Origin of the sequence: Arenimonas sp., assembly GCF_044348765.1 — a bacterium.
In the GTDB taxonomy this organism is placed as follows: domain Bacteria; phylum Pseudomonadota; class Gammaproteobacteria; order Xanthomonadales; family Xanthomonadaceae; genus Arenimonas.
Map to the genome: position 1 here is coordinate 13313 of NZ_JBIKSE010000020.1, position 18111 is coordinate 31423.

Consider the following 18111-nt stretch of genomic DNA (forward strand, 5'->3'; position numbering starts at 1 on the left):
CTCGGAAAATTAAAGACTTTCGATACTGTCGACGCGCTGGAAACCGCGCGGCAGGGCATGCCCGCGCTGGGCACGCGCACCCTGATAGGCCTGCAGGTCGCGCCAGCTCAGCACCAACTTGCGCTGCCCGCAGTGCAGCACCAGCTCGCCGCCGTTGCGCACACAGGTGACGGCCACGATATTCTCCTCGCCGTCCTTGAGTTTGGACGGCGGAATCTGCAGAATTTTGTTGCCCTTACCTTTGTCGAGTTCCGGCAGTTCGGAGGCCGGGAAAGCTAGCAGATTGCCACCGCTGCTGATGGCCACCACGAAATCGCTGGCGATGTCATGCACCGCCGCGGGAGGAAGAATGCTGGCGGCTTTGTCGGCATTGATCAGCTGTTTGCCGGCTTTCTTGCCGGCCAGGAAGTTTTCGAAGGCGGTAATGAAGCCGTAGCCGAAACTGGAAGCGACGACGAACTTCTGGCTCGGTTCGCCCGAAGCCAGTCCGACGAACTCGGCGCCCGACGGCGGACTGAAGCGGCCGCTGAGCGGCTCGCCATTTCCGCGTGCCGAAGGCAGCGTATGCGTCAGACAGGAATAGCTGCGGCCGGTGGAATCCAGCACCGCGGCATTCCAGGTGCTGCGTCCGCGCATAAAGTCAAGAAGGGCATCGCCGTCGCGGTAGCCGAGTGCGCCGGGGTCGAGCTCATGCCCCTTGCCGGCGCGGATCCAGCCTTTCTGCGACAGTACGATGGTCATCGGTTCGCTGGCGACCAGCGCGGTTTCATCGATGGCCTGGGCCGCTTCGCGTGCCACCAGTGGCGATAGACGGCCGTCGCCGAATTTCTTGGCATCGGCCTGCAGCTCGTCTTTCAGCAGTTTTTTCAGTTTGGCGTTGGAGCCGAGCGTGGCGATGATTTTTTCCAGTTCGGCGGCCAGTTCGGCCTGTTCGCCGCGGATTTTCATTTCCTCGAGTCGAGCCAGTTGTTTCAGTTTGGTTTCGAGGATGTACTCGGCTTGGTCCTCGCTCAGTTTGAAGCGGGCGATCAATGCGGCTTTCGGCTCGTCTTCGGTGCGGATGATGTGGATGACTTCATCGAGATTAAGGAAGGCGATCAGCAGACCTTCGAGCAGGTGCAGGCGGCGTTCCAGCTTTTCCTTGCGGTAGGTCAGGCGCTTGCGCAGGGTGTCCATCCGGAACGCCAACCATTCATTGAGCAGCGCCTTCAGGTGCTTGACCTGCGGGCGACCATCGAGGCCGATGATATTGAAGTTGACCCGGTAGCTCTTTTCCAGATCGGTGGTGGCGAACAGGTGGCCCATCAGCGAATCGACATCGACCCGGTTCGAACGCGGCACCAATACCAGTCGGGTCGGGGTTTCGTGATCGGACTCGTCGCGCAGGTCTTCCAGCCAGGGCAGTTTCTTGGCGCGCATCTGCTGTGCGATCTGTTCCATCACTTTCGACGGTGAGACTTGGTAAGGCAAGGCAGTCAGCACGATATCGCTGTTTTCCTTGACATAGGTGGCGCGTGCGCGGATCGAGCCACCGCCGCTTTCATACATGGCGATGATTTCGCTGCGCGGCGTGATGATTTCGGCCTGGCTCGGATAATCCGGGCCGAGCACATGTTCGCACAGATCGCGCACGCTGGCCTGGGGGTCATCCAGCAGGCGGATGCAGGCGCTGACCACTTCGTTAAGGTTATGCGGCGGGATGTCGGTGGCCATGCCGACCGCAATGCCGGTGGTACCGTTGAGCAGGATGTGCGGCAGACGCGCCGGCAGCCAGGTCGGTTCCTGCAGCGAGCCGTCGAAGTTCGGGTTCCAGTCGACCGTGCCCTGGCCGAGTTCGCCCAGCAGCACTTCCGCGATCGGAGTCAGTTTGGATTCGGTATAACGCATGGCCGCGAATGATTTCGGGTCGTCGGTGGAGCCGAAGTTGCCCTGGCCCTCGATCAACGGGTAGCGATAGGAAAATGGCTGTGCCATCAGCACCATGGCTTCGTAACAGGCGGAGTCGCCGTGCGGGTGGTATTTACCGATGACGTCACCGACCGTACGTGCCGACTTTTTGGGCTTGGCGGCAGCGTTGAGCGACAGCTCGCTCATGGCGAAGATGATCCGGCGCTGGACCGGTTTGAGGCCGTCGCCAAGGAAGGGCAGTGCGCGGTCGAGTACCACGTACATCGAGTAGTCGAGATAGGCGCGTTCGGCGTATTCGCGCAGGGGAATCTGTTCGAAACCGTGGAAGCTGGGTCGGGTCAAATCGGTCATGGCATGCTCATATTGCGGATGTTTTCATTCTAACGGGTTTACCGGCGATTGGGCGGTATCGGACATCGGTTCCGGCATTCGGTTAAACTAAAACAAAGGAGCCATCATGAGTACAAGCATCATCATCGGCCTGATTGTTTTGGTCTGTCTCATCCTCGTGTTCAAGGTGATGGGTTTTCTGTTGCGCTTGAGTGTGGTTCTGCTGGTTGTGGTGGTCGGCTATTGGTACCTGGGACCGCACTTCGGCTGGCCGGCTTTACCGTTCTGATGCCGGTAGACAGCACGTATGCCGCTTGAAACCATGGCCATTTCCCGGCGCCGATTGGCGCTGGTCCTCGGCCTGCTGGCGATGATTGGTCCATTCGCCATCGACAGCATTTTCCCGGCGTTCCGTGCACTCGCCCATGATTTGCAAGTGGCCGATACCGCCATCCAGCAGACTATCAGCATATACCTGTTAGGTTATGCGGCGATGTCGCTTCTGCATGGCGCACTGTCGGATGCCTTCGGACGCCGGCCGGTCATTCTCAGCGGCTTGGGGCTATTCTTGGCTGCCTCCGTCGGTTGCGCGCTTGCCGCCGACCTGCAACAGTTGCTGATTTTCCGGTTCATCCAAGGGCTTTGTGCCGGTGTGGGACTAATTGTCGGCCGCGCGGTGATCCGCGATGTGTTCGATGGCGACCACGCCCAACGCATGATGAGCATGGTGTCGATGATATTCTCCATCGCACCGGCGATTGCGCCGATCATCGGTGGCTACATTTTGAGTTGGAGCGACTGGCAGGGCATTTTCTGGTTCCTGGTCGGATTGAGTCTGTTCATGCTGGTGGTGGTGGCCTTGTTCCTGCCGGAATCACACCCGCCCGCGAAACGGGTGGCGTTCCATCCGGTGCCGCTGAGTGCGACTTACCGGGAAATGGTTCAGCACACCGGTTTTAGGCGTTTGGCACTGGCCGGAACCTTCCTGTTTGGCAGCCTGTTTCTGTACATCGCTGCCGCCCCCGATTACGTGATGACCCATCTGCGTCTGGACGAAACCCAGTTCGGCTGGTTTTTCGTACCGACTATCGCTGGCATGAGTATCGGTGCGTTCATCAGCGGTCGCCTGGCCGGCAAGGCCAGTGGCATGCGCATGGTGCAATGGGGCTTCGGCATCTGCGCGGCCTCGGCAGTTTTGAACCTGATCTATACCATGAGCGCGGTCCGGCTTGAACTGCCTTGGGCGGTGTTGCCGATGAGTGGTCTGGCTTTTGGCATCGCGCTGGTGTTTCCTATTCTGACCATCGCGCTGCTGGATCTGTACCCGCAGATCCGCGGTACGGCATCTTCGATGCAGGCCTTCATCAGCCTCATGTGCAATGCCCTGATTTCCGGATTACTGGTGCCGCTAGTGAGTAAAAACCCGGCACTGATGGCCGGAGTCTGTTGTCTGTTCGTGGCAGCCTCGTATGGCGTATGGCGTCTCTACCTGCAGTCGCCGCATGCGGCCATTCATTGCCCGGATCAGCCGGCGGCGTTCGAGCCTACCGACGAACTGTAAGTCCTGTAATCGGAACGCAGCAGTTCCTGGAAATGATGCAAGGCGTTCTCACGCAGCGGGTTTAAACGCCCGGCGGTATATGAGCCGCTATCCAGGCCACGCTGTACGTCAACGCAGATCTGGATGTCTTCATCCTGCACCACGTCCGAGAATTCCAGATCGCGCTTGCGGCGGGCTTCATCCTTGGCTGAATCGGCGCTCACGGTGTAGAAGAAATCGAATTCCACCCGGCAACGGTTGTTCGGCAAGGGCAGAACGCGATTGGTCTGCAGGCGGCCAGGCAGGATGTTGAGCATGGTGTTCGGGTACATGAAGTAATACAGCGCTTCACCGGAGCCATACAGGTCATCGCCGCTTTCCAGAGGACTGAACTGCATGGAGTGCCATTGCTTGGTTTCGGTCACGTAGCTGCGGTAATCCAGTAGCTTGTTCAGCTCGGGATGCACGTGCGGCACATGGTAGCCTTCCAGGTAATTGTCGACGTAGGTCTTCCAATTGCAGTCGATGTCGTAACTCAGATGCTGGTGGAAGCGCAGATCATCAAGCGCATGGCCACTGACTGCGAGACGTTCGGCGATTCCTGTAACGTATTCCTCGAATGGTGGCGGATTTTCTGAAGCGGCAAACACCAGGCCCGCGAACTCACATACCTGCAGGGCGGGCAAACGCACCGAACTGACCTCGAAATTCGCTACGTCCTTCATTTCGGTGGCGGTACGCAGACTGCCGTCGAGATTGTACGTCCAGCCGTGATAACGACAGCGCAGCTGTTTTGCCCCCTTGCCCGAACACTGCGCCAAGGGGCCGGCCCGGTGCCGACAGACATTATGGTAGCCACGCAGACCGGTATCGGTGCGAATGACGATGACCGGCAGCTGGCCAAGCACCGACACCACATAATCGCCTTCATCGGCAATCTGCGAGGCGTGGCAGACATATTGCCAATGCCGGTTGAAAATGGCCGACTGGTCGATCGCCGCCGTGCCTTCCCCGGTATAGAAGCGGGCGGGCAGGGCGGTTGCGGTTGCCAGTACCTGCGGTTGCAGATCGGAATCGAGCTTAGGCATGCATCGTCCTAATTACGGAGTCTTCCAGCCGCATTGCTGGCCTTGGTTCTGTTCCTTCAGCCAGCCCTGCAAGGGCGCGAAATATTCCAGCACTGCGGAGCCATCCATTTCTTCCTTTCCGGTCAGTTCCTTCATGGTCTTCTGCCACGGTTGGCTGGAGCCTTTGCTCAGCATTGCCCAGTAGCGCTTACCGGCTTCCGGGTTGTTGGCGAAATTGCACTGATACAGCGGACCTTTGAAGCCGGATGCATCGCAGAGCGCTTTGTAGAACTGGAACTGCAGGATGTGGGAAAGGAAATAGCGGGTATAGGGCGTATTACCGGGCACATGGTATTTGGCGCCGGCATCGAAGAATTCTTCGCCACGGGCAGTAGCCGGGGCCACGCCTTGATATTTCGCTTTCAGATCCCACCAGGCTTTGTTGTACTGGTCCGGTTTGATCGATCCATCGAAAACACCCCAACGCCAGCGGTCGATCATCAGGCCGAAGGGCATGAACGCGACCTTGGCCAAGGCCATGCGCATTTGACCGTTGATGACAGCTTCCTGGCTGACGGCCGGCTTGTCGACCAGACCGATCGAACTCAGATAGTCAGGTGTCATCGACAGCACGATGGTATCGCCGATGGCTTCGTGGAAACCGTCATGTGCACCGCCTTGGAACAGGATAGGCAGTTTGTTGTAGGCCAGGTAGTAATAGACATGACCGTACTCGTGATACAGCGTGGTCAGATCTTCTTCCGTAGGCGTGATGCACATCTTAATGCGCACGTCTCCCTTGAGGTTCATGTCCCAGGCACTGGCATGGCAGACCACGTCGCGGTCGCGCGGTTTGATGAACTGCGCGTTGGACCAATGCGATTCGGGTAATTTCGGCATCCCTAAGCCGGTATAGAAGCTTTCCGAGAGGCGTGCCATATCCTTGGAATACTGCAGGTCGGCTTCATGCGAGATATCCGCGAACTTCAATGGGCTGAGTGATGCGGCGCCACCGGCTGCAGCGAGTTTGTCATTCAAAACCTTGTCATGCTGTTTCTGCAGGACGCTGTTGATGTCGAGGCTGCCGGCACCTTTGTAGGGTTCGAGAATCGGCCAGAGATTGCCCCAGTCCTGCTGCCACAGGTTGCCGGTCAGGTGTGCCGGAATCATACCGTTGATCTGGCCCTTGTCGCCGTACTTGGCGACCAGTTTGTTCTTGGTGTAGCACTGCAGTTCCTTGTACAGGGGTTCGACCTGACCCCACAGGCGGTCACTTTCCTTCTGAAAATCGGCCGGATTCATATCGTAACCCGAGCGCCAGAGTTCGCCGGTGTTGCCGAAGCCCAGGTCCTTAGCGCCCTGGTTGGACAGCTCGGCGAAGCGTTGGTAATCCTTGCGCATCGGCATGGCGATGGTGTGCCAGCCGTTCCAAGCATTTAGCTGTTGTTCGTAGCTGCTGGTGGGCTCTGCCAGAATCTTGGACACGGCGCCGATGTCGAGGCATTCATCGGGCTTTGTGTTGTCCGGACAGAATTTTCCGGAACCGTACATGCCTTCCAGCTTGGTGGCCAGACCGGTCATCTCGGCCAAGGCTTTCGGATCATTCGGCGGCGGCAGGGTGACGCCGATCTTTAGTAGATGCAGGGCACGGGCCGTTTCCGGCGTCATTTTGGCATCGGCCGGAAAGGTCTTGGCTTTGGCGATGTACTTGCTCAACATGCCCAGATAGCGTTCATTGGCCTTGGCCGAGATGCGTTCGGAATCGCTGTTGATGTAGGTCGAGGCCAGCCATTGCGAGGAGGTGATTTCCGGATAGGCTTCGGTCAGCTCGCGGTTGACGCGGGCGATGAATTCATCGGCGGTCTCATTGGCATAAGCGGCTTCCATCGAGCCGCCGTCACCGGTTTTCGGGCTGCAGGCGGACAGACCGAGCAGGCTGGCGGATACGGCAAGGGTGAGGGCAAGGCGTTGGATGTTCACGGAGGCTCCGAAAGCGGGTTGGAATGCCTCCGATGATATCAGGCTTCGCTAATCGGCTGAAGCCTCGGTCGGGCCGGGAAGGGGCAGCAGTCCCCGCGCGTGCAGGAAAGTACGAGCATCATCGGCGTCCTGTTCAAACCAGACGCGGGCCGAGCCGAGCCGGAAGCTGTAGCCCCAGGCATCCATATCGGCACAGGCACGCTCGAAACCGAAGCCAGTAAGCCGGTCGGCCAAGGCCAGCTGCAGGTAGCAGGTGGCATCCTCTTCCAGTATCGAGTCGGTGGCGTCGGTATGCACGGCCGCTCTTTTATCAGTCGGCAGAACCATCAGGTGGCAGGCCTCGTGCAACAAGGAATGTACGGGGGTATCCGCCCGTACATGGACGCAGCTGCCGATCAGACCGGCTTCGCATTCTCCCCAATAGCTGCCGGGAATGGCCTCATTCTCTGCAACGAGGACCAGTTCCAAATCAAACAGGCCCAGCAGTTGCCGGGCCTGTTCAATCGCGATGTCGCGCAGGCGCACGACCGCTGCGTCCGCCTCGAAACCCATGGTTCAGCTCTTGTCGGGCAGGGCAATCTGGATGTCGAGGACTTCCTGGGTGCCATCCTTGTCTTTTTCGAAGTTAACCTTGACCGCTTCGTCATTGACCTGGACGTATTTCTTAATCACTTCCAGCAACTCGCTACGCAGGCGCGGCATGTAATCCGGCGCACTGGCGTCCCTGCGGGACTGCGACACGAGAATTTGCAGACGGTTCTTGGCGGTCGAGGCCGAGGTCGGTTTGCTGTCGAGTTTTTCCAGCTGATCGATAATGTTGCGCAGAAGTCCCATGGCTCAAGCTCCGAACATTTTCGAGAAGAAGCCCTTCTTCTCGACGCTGATAAAGCGCATCGGACGGTCTTCGCCGAGGATGCGGGCGACGGCATCGGTGTAAGCCTGACCGGCATCGGAATTTTCGTCCAGGATGACTGGATTTCCCGAGTTGGAGGACTGCAGCACTTCCGGCGATTCCGGAATCACGCCAACTACTTTCAGTCCAAGAATTTCCTCGACATCACCGATCGACAGCATTTCGCCTTTCTCGACACGGGCCGGATTGTAACGGGTCAGCAACAGATGCTCGCTGATATGTTCACCGGCTTCGGCTTTCTGGGTCTTGGAAGCCAGCAGGCCGAGAATGCGGTCAGAGTCCCTTACCGAAGACACTTCAGGATTGACCACGACAACCGCACGGTCAGCGTAGTACATGGCCAGATAGGCGCCTTTTTCAATCCCTGCCGGAGAATCACACAGAATGTAGTCAAAGCCTTCGGCATCGAGATCCTTGAGCACCTTCTCAACACCCTCGCGTGTTAGGGCATCCTTGTCACGGGTCTGCGATGCGGCTAATACATAAAGATTGTCAAAACGTTTGTCCTTAATCAGCGCCTGTTTCAGACTGGCTTCGCCATGCACGACATTGACGAAGTCGTATACCACGCGTCGCTCACAGCCCATAATCAAATCGAGATTGCGCAGGCCGACGTCGAAATCAATGACTACGGTCTTTTTTCCGGCTTTCGCCAGACCACAGGCAATGCTCGCGCTTGAGGTGGTCTTGCCGACGCCGCCCTTACCGGATGTGACAACGATGATCTCTGCCAAAATGCGCTCCTTAGTCTGTCAATAGTGGTGATTCATATTATGCCAGTTCTTCGATGCGGATCTGGTCTTTATCGAGCCAGATCTGTACCGCTTTTCCCAACAGTTTTTTAGGGATTTCATCCAGCACTTTATAGGTGCCGGCAATCGCGACCAGCTCTGCATTGAACTCACGGCAGAAAATGCGCGCCTGGGCGTTGCCGGAGGCACCGGCCAGGGCGCGGCCGCGCAGTGGTCCGTAAATGTGGATGGAGCCGTCGGCGATGGCTTCAGCGCCGGCTCCGACCATGGCACAGACGGTCAAATCACGGCCGGCAGCGTAAACCTGTTGACCCGAGCGCAACGGCTGTGTCTGCAAAAGGCCAGGTTCCAGACCGGGTAGGATTGCAGGTGAGGTGGCGGCCGGCATGGATGTATCCTCGGAAACCGGTGTCGGTCGTGTCGGTTCCGGGCTGTCGTCGCGTTCGAATGAGGCCCTGAATTTTGCGAGAATCGGCAGACCGACCTGTTCAGCCAGTTTCTCCACCGCCGGGGTACCGTAGGCGATTGCGACCGGCATGACCCCGGCGTTGCGCAATGCATCGATCAGCGCATCGGCGGTTTCGGCATCCGGACAGCCGGGCAAAGCACTGAAATCGAGAATGACCGCCGCATGTCGAAATAGTTTCGGCGCGCGCTCAACACGCTCATGCATTTCGTTTTTCAGGGCGACAATGTCCAATGTCCGGATACGCAGATTGGCGATGCCGACTTGGCCGAATTTTAATTCTCCGCATTGCTCGTAGCTTGCCATCGTGCCAGCCATCTCAGGTACCTGTGGCCAAATGGCCGCTAGGCTGGGGTTTTACCCTGGCCTGGAGCCAGTCTACTGGTGGCAGTTGCACGCCATAAGTAGCCAGAACGAATGGATAACTGCAGAGATCCTTATACAGCATGGCGGCCCGGAGTGGGGAATCCGGCAGCTGATGCTGCCCGACCTCATGGAAGCCGAAACTGCCATGGAACAGCAGGGCCGGGTGAGTGCTGTCTTCGATGAAGACCTCGGCGACCAAAGCCGGTGCCCGCATTTCCGCAAAACTCTGTACGTCGGCATAGAACAGGCGGCCGATACCGGCACTGCGCTGGCCGTTAGCAATGACGATGCGGTCGACGTAGACAAAAGCATCATAATGATCCTTGAACCACCGAAAATTACTGCTTTCATAGTCGGCATCGCGGGTCATGGCAATCAGGAAACCGACGAGGCAGTCATCGGATTCGGCGACCCGGAAATAGTCGGCATGTTGCCAGAAATAGTGGATCTGCCCTTGATTCATCGGCAGGATGCCGCTGCCTGCGGCATTATTCATGGCCAGAATGGCATCCAGTTCGTGCGCTTGTGCGTCGCGGATCGAAATCGACATCGAGACTACTCCAGAATCCAAGCAACCCGTCTTCGGATTGATGCGGAATTATCGCATGGAGAACACGATCCGCGTTAGATTTTTTATAGCCATGACTTATGGCGGCTTGCAAGTGATTGATTAGGAGGTATCATTCCCCGATGAACGCACGCATCAATCATCAACAGCTTTTGCGCTTTGCGGGGCTGTTATCCTGGATTATGGTCGGCATTCCCCTGATGTATGCCGGCTGGCAGGGGTTTGATCAAAGCGGACTCAGCCCGGTCTCCGTTTTCGGTTGGACTTTCAGCTATCTGGCTTTTGGTGTCCTGTATCTGCTAGTCAGTGGCCGGCTTAACATCTACCGCCATGGCTGGGGCGATAGCGTCGGTCTCCTGCTCCTCACTGTGTTCGCAATTTCGGTAAGTTATTATTCTGAAACGGCTTTAGGCAGCATGCTGTTGACCGTCATTGCCGGCATCCTGCCGTGGTTGCTACCGGTCCGGGCGGGTTCGCTATGGCTCGTCATTGGCCACTTGTCGGTCATTCCCGTCTTCATTTTTAGTTCCACCGGGTTGACTTGGTGGGAGGCCTTCCTGCAAAGCCTGCTGTATGCCGGATTTTCGACCTTTGTCTTTGTTACCGGCTATGTTGCTAGGCAGCAGGCGGCAGCCAGGGAAGAGCAGCGTCGCTTGATTGCCGAGCTGCGTGCGGCCCGAGCACTCTTGGCGGAAAACTCCCGGGTCGGTGAACGCTTGCGGATATCGCGGGAGTTGCATGATCTGCTGGGGCATCATCTGACGGCACTGAGTTTGAATCTGGAAGTGGCCGGGCATCTCACCGAGGGCAAGGCGCAGGAGCATGTCCGCCAAAGTCACGCTGTGGCCAAACTGCTGCTGTCCGATGTGCGCGAAGCGGTTACGGAGATGCGCGAGGGCTGCGCCATCGATATTCTGGCGGCGATGGCGCCGCTGGTACAGCCGATACCCAATCTGGACATCCGTCTGAGCGCAGATTCGGGCCTGAGCCTTGAAGACTCTGGCATAGCTCAGGTGGTCCTGCGTTGTGTTCAGGAATTGATTACTAATACCATCAAGCATGCCCGTGCCAGCAGGCTCGAATTATCTTTACAAAAAATGGATAATTTATTGATTTTAAAGTCAGAAGATGATGGCGTCGGGGTCGATTTGGTCCGGCTTGGCAATGGACTGCAGGGCATGAAAGAACGAATCTTGGCCCTCAAGGGACAGCTGCTCATTCAATCGACCCCTGGACATGGATTCAGCGTCATCATCAGCTTGCCCATGGGAGAATAATGGATGATTCGAGTTTTTTTGGTGGATGACCAGACTCTGGTCCGTCAGGGGGTTAGATCACTGTTGTCCTTGGCCACCGACATCGAGGTAGTTGCGGAGGTCAGTGATGGTCAACAGGCCATCGATATGATCCCCGAAGTTAAACCGGATGTGGTCTTGATGGACATGCGCATGCCGGTCAAATCCGGTCTGGAGGCGGTGCAGGAGCTCTCGGCCGCCGGCCATCTGCCGCCAACCATCATCTTGACCACGTTCGACGACGATGAGCTGGTGTTGGCCGGAATCCGCGCCGGAGCCAAAGGGTATTTGCTGAAGGATGTCAGTCTGGAGCAACTGGTCGAAGCCATACAGGTGGTTGCCAAGGGCGGGTCATTGTTGCAGCCGGCAATGTCGCAACGCCTACTGTCCGGTTTGGCGGGGTTGAACAATCATTTCGTGAGTCTCGAACGTCCGGATTCATTGACCGAGCGTGAAACTGAAATTCTGCGATTGATGGCCGGGGGCTTCTCCAACAAGGAAATCGCCAACTCCCTGTGCGTGGCTGAAGGCACCGTTAAGAACCATGTCTCCAACATCCTGTCCAAGCTCGGGGTGCGTGACCGTACCAGAGCGGTGCTAAAGGCTTTTGAACTTAAAATAGTCTAAAGACGCCGTCCTGCCGGTGAAAAGTGCCGGTCGGGAGCACCCAATCCGGATATTAAATGGTATCCTTTAAAACTGATTGCCTGTATAGGCAGTTTGCCCCTGGAGAGAGTCTTTAAATGAACCGAATTTATGAATTTCTGATTTCGCTGGCTGTAGTCGTTGCGCTGTTCGCCGCCGTCGGTCTGTTCCTGCCTTCGAAGCGCTCTGTTGAACATAAAATCGAAAGTAATCGTCCAATCAGCACCGTATACGACGTCCTCAACGGCTTCAATCGTTTTGACGAGTGGAATATCCTGCGCTCGGACAGCATGCTCAAGTCTCAGGTCAGTGATCCGGCAACCGGTGTCGGAGCCAGTATGAGCTACAGCTCGCTTAACCGTTCCACCGGCAGCGGAACCTGGAAGCTGATCGAAAGCGTACCCCAGGAAAAGATTAAATACGCCATCGAAGACAGCTCCCAGGGTAGCGATAAGTTCCTGACCATCCACCTCGACCGCACCGGCCCTCTGAATAAGAATGTTGAAATCCGTCAGGTCTATGAGGTTGATTATGGCTGGAACCTGTTTGGCCGTTTTGCGGGTCTGTATGTCGAGCGCAATATCGGTGACAAGATCAAAGCCGGTGCTAAACGTCTGACCACCTTTCTGGCTACAGTTCCGAAGCTTTCCTATGCCGACCGCGTGAACCCGATTGCGTTCACCGAGGTTCCGGCAACGAATGCTCTGGTGGCCACGGTGATATCTAAGCGTGACAACAATGAAATCGCTATCGGTATCGTTAACAAAATGGCCTGGATCAACAAAATCATCGCCGCCAACGGCTTGCAGGCGAATGGTCCGATGCGCATCGTGACCAATGAATTCACTTCGGACAGCTATAGTTTCGACGTCGTCCAGCCGGTCAGCAAAAATGGTGAAAGCACCGGTGAGTGGGTTGTCAAAACCGAGGCAGAGGTCACTTTCGAGCAGATTCCAGGCGGTCGCGCCGCTACTACTGATTACACCGGATATGCTACCGGTCTCGAAAGTGAGCGTCAGTCCGTACGGGCTTGGGCCATGGTTAACGGGGCATCGACCCGAGATCGTGCCTATGAGGAATATCTGGTGTCGCCGCAGTTGATGATGACTGAAGACGCCAAGTTCAAAGTATACTGGCCGCTAAAGTAATACTCCGGAAAAGCGGGCTACGGCCCGCTTTTTCTTTGGGTGAATGTTGTCAGCATCCTCCGATGTTCTATACACTTGAGTAAACCGATCGGATAGGGCGGGATGATCCAGGCAGAAGGAATCAGTAAGCGTTTCGGTGCGATTGCCGCCGTCGAGAATCTCGGCTTCCAGGTCGAGAGCGGGGAAATCGTGGCTCTGCTCGGCCCCAACGGTGCGGGCAAGACCACCTGTATGCGCATGCTGTCCGGATTCCTTAAGCCCGATCGTGGCAGCGTCCGGGTCGGAGGCTACGATCCATCGGATAAGCCGATCGCTCTACGCCGCAGTCTGGGCTATCTGCCGGAACATGCACCGATTTATCGAGAGTCCAGCGTTCTTGCCTACCTGCGCTTCATTGCGTGCGCCCGCGGACTTGGCAAGCAGGCCAACAGTACCGTCGATGACATCTGCGAGCGGCTTACTCTCAATCCGATCGCTCATCAGACGGTTTCGACACTGTCCAAAGGCTCGATGCGCCGTGTCGCCCTGGCGGCAGCGATCATGCATCAGCCGCCGGTGCTATTGCTCGACGAGCCAACTGACGGTCTGGACCCCATCCAGAAGCAGCAGGTCCGGGGGTTGATCCAGGAGCTCGGGAAAAACAGCGCCATTCTGATGAGTACCCATCAGATAGACGATGTTTTGGCACTTTGTCCGCGTACGCTGATCATGGGAGCCGGCAGGAAACTGCTCGATAAGAGTACCGAAGAACTTTTACTTCAGTCGAAGTACCATAATTCGATTTCGTTCGTCGCCCGTGAAAGTATCGCGGCACGTGCCGCCTTGGAAGGGCTGTCTGGTATAAGCGGCTTCGAGCAGAACGCTGCCGATGGACGCCTCTATGTGTTCGTGCAAGGCAGCAAACCGCAGAACCAGATCATCGCTGAACGCTTGGCACAAAAAAATGTGCCTTATCTCGATTTGCGCCTTGAAGTCGGCCGTCTTGATGAAGTGTTTGCCAAGGTCGTTGCCGAGGGCAGGTCATGAGTCCATTTCTGGCATTGCTGAGGCGTGAACTTGCGGCCTACTTCCACACGCCACTGGCCTTGGTCTATACCGTTATTTTTCTCATGCTCTCGAACAGCTTCGTGTTTTACCTCGGCGATCTCTACGAAACTGGGCAGGCCAGCATGCAGGCTTATTTCCGGCTGTTGCCATGGGTCTGTCTGCTATTGGTGCCGGCACTTTCAATGCGGGGTTGGTCGGAGGAGTTCCGTTCCGGCACCATCGAGTTGCTGGACGCTCTGCCAGTGCCACCCTGGCAGCAGGTTCTGGCAAAGTTTGGCGCACTCTGGAGCGTGGCGGTAGCAGCCCTGCTGCTTTCCTTTCCGCTTTGGTTGAGCTTGGCCTGGTTGGGCGATCCCGATCACGGAACCATCATGCTTGGCTACATCGGAACCTGTCTGATGCTAGCAGCCATGCTTTCAATAGGGCTATGCGCCTCCTCGTTCAGTGAAAACCAGCTTGTAGTCTATCTGCTGAGTGCGATGATTCTATTGCTATACCTGCTCGCAGGTTATCCGCTTGCGCTTAATCCCATTCGTGAGGTCTTTCCGCAGCATGTCGTCGATCTGATCGGGTCCATGAGTTTCCTGACCCATCTGAATGCCATTACCCGCGGGGTATTAGATCTACGTGACCTTCTATTTTTTGTAATAACCACCTTGTTCTGGCTTGCGCTCAATTTGCTTGTGCTGCGCGCAAGAAAAGGCGGGCGTATGACTCTGCCGATATCTGCACGCCTGCCCTTATCCATTCTCATGTTGTCCTGCGTGTATTTCGTGCTATGCCAGCTGGTTCTGGGTCTGATGCCGCCAAAGCGTCTCGATTTGACCGAAAAAAAACTATTCACTCTCTCTGAGGGTAGCATCCACATCCTGCGCGATATCCGGACTCCGGTAACGTTGACGCTGTATTATTCGGAAAAAGAAGCGCGTCCATACCCCCAGTTCCGTCAATACGCCACGCGTGTTGTCGAAAAAGCCGAAGAGTATGCGGCGCAGTCCGATGGCAAGGTCATGCTACGCATTCTTGATCCGGAGCCGTATTCGGTCATTGAAGATGCCGCCATTGTTGATGGAATTTCGGCCATTCCGCTCGAGGATGGGTCGGGGCCGCTGTATTTCGGTTTAACGGCACTTTCAGACGGCAGGAAAAAAACCATCGGCTTCGTCAAGCCAGAGGCGGAAGAACACCTGGAATATGAGCTTTCCAAACTCATCCGCTCGGTTCAACGCATCGAAAAGCCGAAAGTGGCTCTGGTTACTGAGCTGCCGGTAACCGGTAATTCCAATCCGGCTTTTGGACCGGTAACGCCCGCCTGGGTGGCTTTCCGGCAGCTTTCAGAGCGCTACGACATGGTCACGCTATCGCCGAGGGACCTTAAAATCCCCGAGGATGTCGATGTATTATGGGTCATGCATCCGCGCGGCTGGTCTGCAGATAGCTACAGGAAGATTCAGGATTTCATCAACGCGGGGCGTCATGCAGTCATCCTGCTTGATCCGAATGCCGAATCGGTTCCAGTTTTCGGCAATACTGGCGAGTTAGCCCTCGGATCGGATGCGGCTTCGCTTTTTCAGCCTTGGGGCATCGTTTTCGATCCGGGCCAGGTCGTACTCGATAGCAAGTACGCGTGGCTCATGCAACTTAATGAGAACCAGTTCCCGAAACGCAATCCGGGCCTGATTAGCCTCCCTGCTGCCGCAATGAATCAAAGTGACTTGGTGACGACGGATCTTGACCGTATCGTTCTATCCAGCACCGGAGCTTTGGCCATTCGCGACAACAGCGAGCTGAAGATTGAACCCTTGCTGCAGAGTTCTGATGCTTCACGATTGCTTGATGCAGTGGCATACCGGAGTGCTGCCAATGATCCGGAAAAGCTATTGAATAAATTCGTGTCAAGCCAGGAGCCGTTCGTTCTTGCAGCGCGTTTCACAGGCAAGGTTGCCGGATCAAAGTCCGGTACAGGTAGCATCAACTTCATCGTCATCAGTGATACTGATTTTCTCAGTGATCGACTTTGGGTTATGGAGAGCAATCTGTTCGGCGAGCCGGTATACAGTGCGCAGGCCAGTAATGGTGACTTTTTCTTCAACGTCATCGATCAGCTCTCAGGATCCGATGATCTCATATCGATCCGAAGTCGCGGAATGGTCGCTAGGCCCTTTGAAAAAGTCGACCAACTCCGCCGTACAGCCGAACAGCGTTACCGTGACAGTCAGATTGGTCTATTGGCTGATTTGGAAAAGGTTCAAGGAGAAATCAATTCTCTCCAGGTAGAAGCCAAAGCCGGTTCATTAATGGAGAACCCGCGTCGTGCTGGTCTTGATGCCAAGAAGATCAACCTCCGTAAGCAACTCCGCCGTATCCAGCGTGAGTTAAACGAAGATGTTGAAAATCTGGGGCAGCGTATTAAACTTCTGAATATATTCGGTCTGCCGGTACTTCTCCTGCTGATTGCCGGCATCATCGCAATCCGCAGAAGGATGTTTAAGGATTACGCCCGGGCTCCCGGACATGCCGCGGCATAAACGCGGTTTCGACGTAGACGCCGCCCGGCGTGCGCTGGTCAAGGCCGATCCTGCATTCAGGCCATGGGTCCGTTCCATCGGACGCATTGATTACTCATCCGACTGGGGCAGACCCTTCGATGTCGCCGATGCCCTTGCGCGCGCGATACTTTACCAGCAGCTCAGCGGCAAGGCGGCGGCCACCATCGTCGGACGGGTTGAGCAGGCCATGCCTGAGCCGCGATTCCATCACCGAAATCTTGAGCGCCTAAGCGATGCGCAGCTTCGAGCATGTGGGGTATCTGGCAACAAAACGCTGGCATTGCGTGATCTGGCGCGCCGTGACAAGGCGGGCGAGATTCCCGATGCGCGCAGTCTGCAGTATCTCGACAACGAAGCCATTATTGCGAAGCTGGTGCCGACCCGCGGCATCGGCCGCTGGACGGTCGAGATGATGCTCATGTTCCGGCTTGGCCGGCCGGATATTCTGCCCGTGGACGACCTGGGTGTGCGTCAGGGCGTCATGCTGTTGGATGGATTGCCGGAAATGCCGCAGCCAAAAGCGCTCATGTTGCGCGGAGAGGCCTGGGCGCCTTATCGGACATTAGCCAGCTTCTATCTTTGGCGCATCGCCGACTTCCGAAAAGAAGCCGTAAAACGCTCTCAGGACTGATTACTGCCGATCCAGAGCCAATGCCACGGCTCATAGCTGATGCCATGTGCATTACCGCGTGGATAGCTCATTCTGAACCCGAATCTCGCCGCGTTGCGGTTCAACCAGGAGAATGCCGGTGTGTTCTCGAAGCATTCCTGCGCGGCAGGTTCTCCCGGAGTTCCGATATCGATGGCGCGTCCGCTGTGATGTTCACTGAATCCCGGGGCAGCATTTACCGCAAGGATGTCGCCAACTGTCATACCACGTATGATTTTTCGGCGAAAAATTCCCATCTGATAATACGGACTCCGATAACCGGAAATGGCCTGGATTCGGACCCCGTCAGCTTCAGCGGCCGTCCGCATCCGGGCCCAGGCCTTGGCAGCATCGTAGACCAGCCATAAGGGCCGTCGGAAACAATCACGGCCCGCGTATTCAAGTTGGACCGGCTCGGGCACTGCGGATAGGCCGCTCTGCTGACTGTAAGCATCGGCATCGAGATCCAGTTCCGCATGCAATGGTGCCAGATCGGAAAGCGGAAGATAGATGATGCTGCCATCGGCCGCAGCCAACAACTCACCAACGGCGTCGAGCCACTGTTGTGGGGCAGGGCTGCGGTTCAGGAAGCGCACCCGTGAGGCTTGCATGGTTGCGATATAGCTACCGCTGCTGCGGTTGCGGATCAGCCAATCCGCACGGGCCAGTTGCCGTGCATGATTGTTGGCGCGGGCACGGTACAGGCAGGCAGGCACCACATCGAGCCAGCTGCCATTGATCAGGCGGTATTCCGCGGGTATCAGCATTACAGGGCCTGCAAAGTGTCGAGGAATTCCCTCGGTCGCTCCAAGCTTAATAAAACCGGACCACTTTGGGTAGGCAGATAGACGACTTTTCTGCGGTCGGTGATGTAGACGTGCGCTTTAC

17 protein-coding genes are annotated in these 18111 nt (G+C 56.6%); 8 read left to right on the forward strand and 9 right to left on the reverse strand.

Features of this window, described 5'->3' with window-relative positions:
- Positions 1-9: 9 nt before the first annotated feature.
- On the reverse strand, positions 10-2259 hold the full coding sequence (gene parC / locus ACIQ0Q_RS04890; RefSeq protein WP_395771829.1) for a DNA topoisomerase IV subunit A: 2250 nt from the start codon (positions 2257-2259) through the stop codon (positions 10-12).
- 106 nt (positions 2260-2365) lie between these two features.
- Here parC and ACIQ0Q_RS04895 point away from each other — a divergent pair, with 106 nt between their 5' ends.
- Both ACIQ0Q_RS04895 and ACIQ0Q_RS04900 read left to right on the forward strand, forming a co-directional pair.
- Positions 2366-2527, forward strand: a complete 162-nt coding sequence (locus tag ACIQ0Q_RS04895; RefSeq protein WP_395771830.1) for a hypothetical protein — start codon at positions 2366-2368, stop codon at positions 2525-2527.
- 18 nt (positions 2528-2545) lie between these two features.
- Complete coding sequence (locus tag ACIQ0Q_RS04900) at positions 2546-3799, forward strand: multidrug effflux MFS transporter (RefSeq protein ID WP_395771831.1); 1254 nt, start codon at positions 2546-2548, stop codon at positions 3797-3799.
- On the opposite strand, the gene ACIQ0Q_RS04905 is transcribed toward ACIQ0Q_RS04900, so the two are convergent.
- The 7 genes from ACIQ0Q_RS04905 to ACIQ0Q_RS04935 are packed head-to-tail and all read right to left on the reverse strand — an operon-like array spanning position 3763 to position 9872.
- On the reverse strand, positions 3763-4866 hold the full coding sequence (locus ACIQ0Q_RS04905; protein WP_395771832.1) for an SRPBCC family protein: 1104 nt from the start codon (positions 4864-4866) through the stop codon (positions 3763-3765). The genes ACIQ0Q_RS04900 and ACIQ0Q_RS04905 overlap by 37 nt on opposite strands.
- A 12-nt stretch (positions 4867-4878) precedes the next feature.
- Complete coding sequence (locus ACIQ0Q_RS04910; RefSeq protein ID WP_395771833.1) at positions 4879-6825, reverse strand: M2 family metallopeptidase; 1947 nt, start codon at positions 6823-6825, stop codon at positions 4879-4881.
- A gap of 48 nt (positions 6826-6873) precedes the next feature.
- Complete coding sequence (locus ACIQ0Q_RS04915; RefSeq protein ID WP_395771834.1) at positions 6874-7377, reverse strand: hypothetical protein; 504 nt, start codon at positions 7375-7377, stop codon at positions 6874-6876.
- A gap of 3 nt (positions 7378-7380) precedes the next feature.
- Positions 7381-7659 (reverse strand): cell division topological specificity factor MinE, encoded by a 279-nt coding sequence (gene minE / locus ACIQ0Q_RS04920; RefSeq protein ID WP_395771835.1) that lies wholly within the window; start codon positions 7657-7659, stop codon positions 7381-7383.
- A 3-nt stretch (positions 7660-7662) separates the two neighbouring features.
- Positions 7663-8472: a septum site-determining protein MinD gene (gene minD, locus ACIQ0Q_RS04925; protein WP_395771836.1), complete on the reverse strand. Its 810-nt coding sequence runs from the start codon at positions 8470-8472 to the stop codon at positions 7663-7665.
- A gap of 37 nt (positions 8473-8509) precedes the next feature.
- A complete protein-coding gene (gene minC / locus ACIQ0Q_RS04930) occupies positions 8510-9274 on the reverse strand; it encodes a septum site-determining protein MinC (RefSeq protein WP_395771837.1) in 765 nt (254 codons plus the stop codon).
- Position 9275: 1 nt separating this feature from the next.
- Positions 9276-9872 (reverse strand): GNAT family N-acetyltransferase, encoded by a 597-nt coding sequence (locus tag ACIQ0Q_RS04935; RefSeq protein WP_395771838.1) that lies wholly within the window; start codon positions 9870-9872, stop codon positions 9276-9278.
- 140 nt (positions 9873-10012) lie between these two features.
- Here ACIQ0Q_RS04935 and ACIQ0Q_RS04940 point away from each other — a divergent pair, with 140 nt between their 5' ends.
- The 6 genes from ACIQ0Q_RS04940 (at position 10013) to ACIQ0Q_RS04965 (ending at position 17205) form a co-directional block, all read left to right on the forward strand.
- Complete coding sequence (locus ACIQ0Q_RS04940; RefSeq protein WP_395771839.1) at positions 10013-11167, forward strand: sensor histidine kinase; 1155 nt, start codon at positions 10013-10015, stop codon at positions 11165-11167.
- Between the two features lie 3 nt (positions 11168-11170).
- Positions 11171-11812 (forward strand): response regulator, encoded by a 642-nt coding sequence (locus ACIQ0Q_RS04945; RefSeq protein WP_395771840.1) that lies wholly within the window; start codon positions 11171-11173, stop codon positions 11810-11812.
- A 116-nt stretch (positions 11813-11928) separates the two neighbouring features.
- A complete protein-coding gene (locus ACIQ0Q_RS04950) occupies positions 11929-12978 on the forward strand; it encodes a polyketide cyclase (protein ID WP_395771841.1) in 1050 nt (349 codons plus the stop codon).
- A gap of 102 nt (positions 12979-13080) precedes the next feature.
- Positions 13081-14004 carry an ABC transporter ATP-binding protein gene (locus ACIQ0Q_RS04955; RefSeq protein ID WP_395771842.1) on the forward strand — a complete coding sequence of 308 codons (924 nt, stop codon included), beginning with the start codon at positions 13081-13083 and terminating at the stop codon, positions 14002-14004.
- The gene (locus ACIQ0Q_RS04960; protein WP_395771843.1) at positions 14001-16553 is read left to right on the forward strand and encodes a Gldg family protein; all 2553 of its coding nucleotides are present in this window, start codon (positions 14001-14003) and stop codon (positions 16551-16553) included. Before ACIQ0Q_RS04955 ends, ACIQ0Q_RS04960 begins: the two co-directional genes overlap by 4 nt.
- Entirely contained in the window at positions 16540-17205 is a 666-nt protein-coding gene (locus ACIQ0Q_RS04965; RefSeq protein ID WP_395771844.1) for a DNA-3-methyladenine glycosylase family protein, read from the forward strand. Before ACIQ0Q_RS04960 ends, ACIQ0Q_RS04965 begins: the two co-directional genes overlap by 14 nt.
- Here the strand turns inward: ACIQ0Q_RS04965 and ACIQ0Q_RS04970 are convergent.
- Positions 17196-17990: a M15 family metallopeptidase gene (locus tag ACIQ0Q_RS04970; protein ID WP_395771845.1), complete on the reverse strand. Its 795-nt coding sequence runs from the start codon at positions 17988-17990 to the stop codon at positions 17196-17198. The genes ACIQ0Q_RS04965 and ACIQ0Q_RS04970 overlap by 10 nt on opposite strands.
- Positions 17991-18111: the final 121 nt, after the last annotated feature.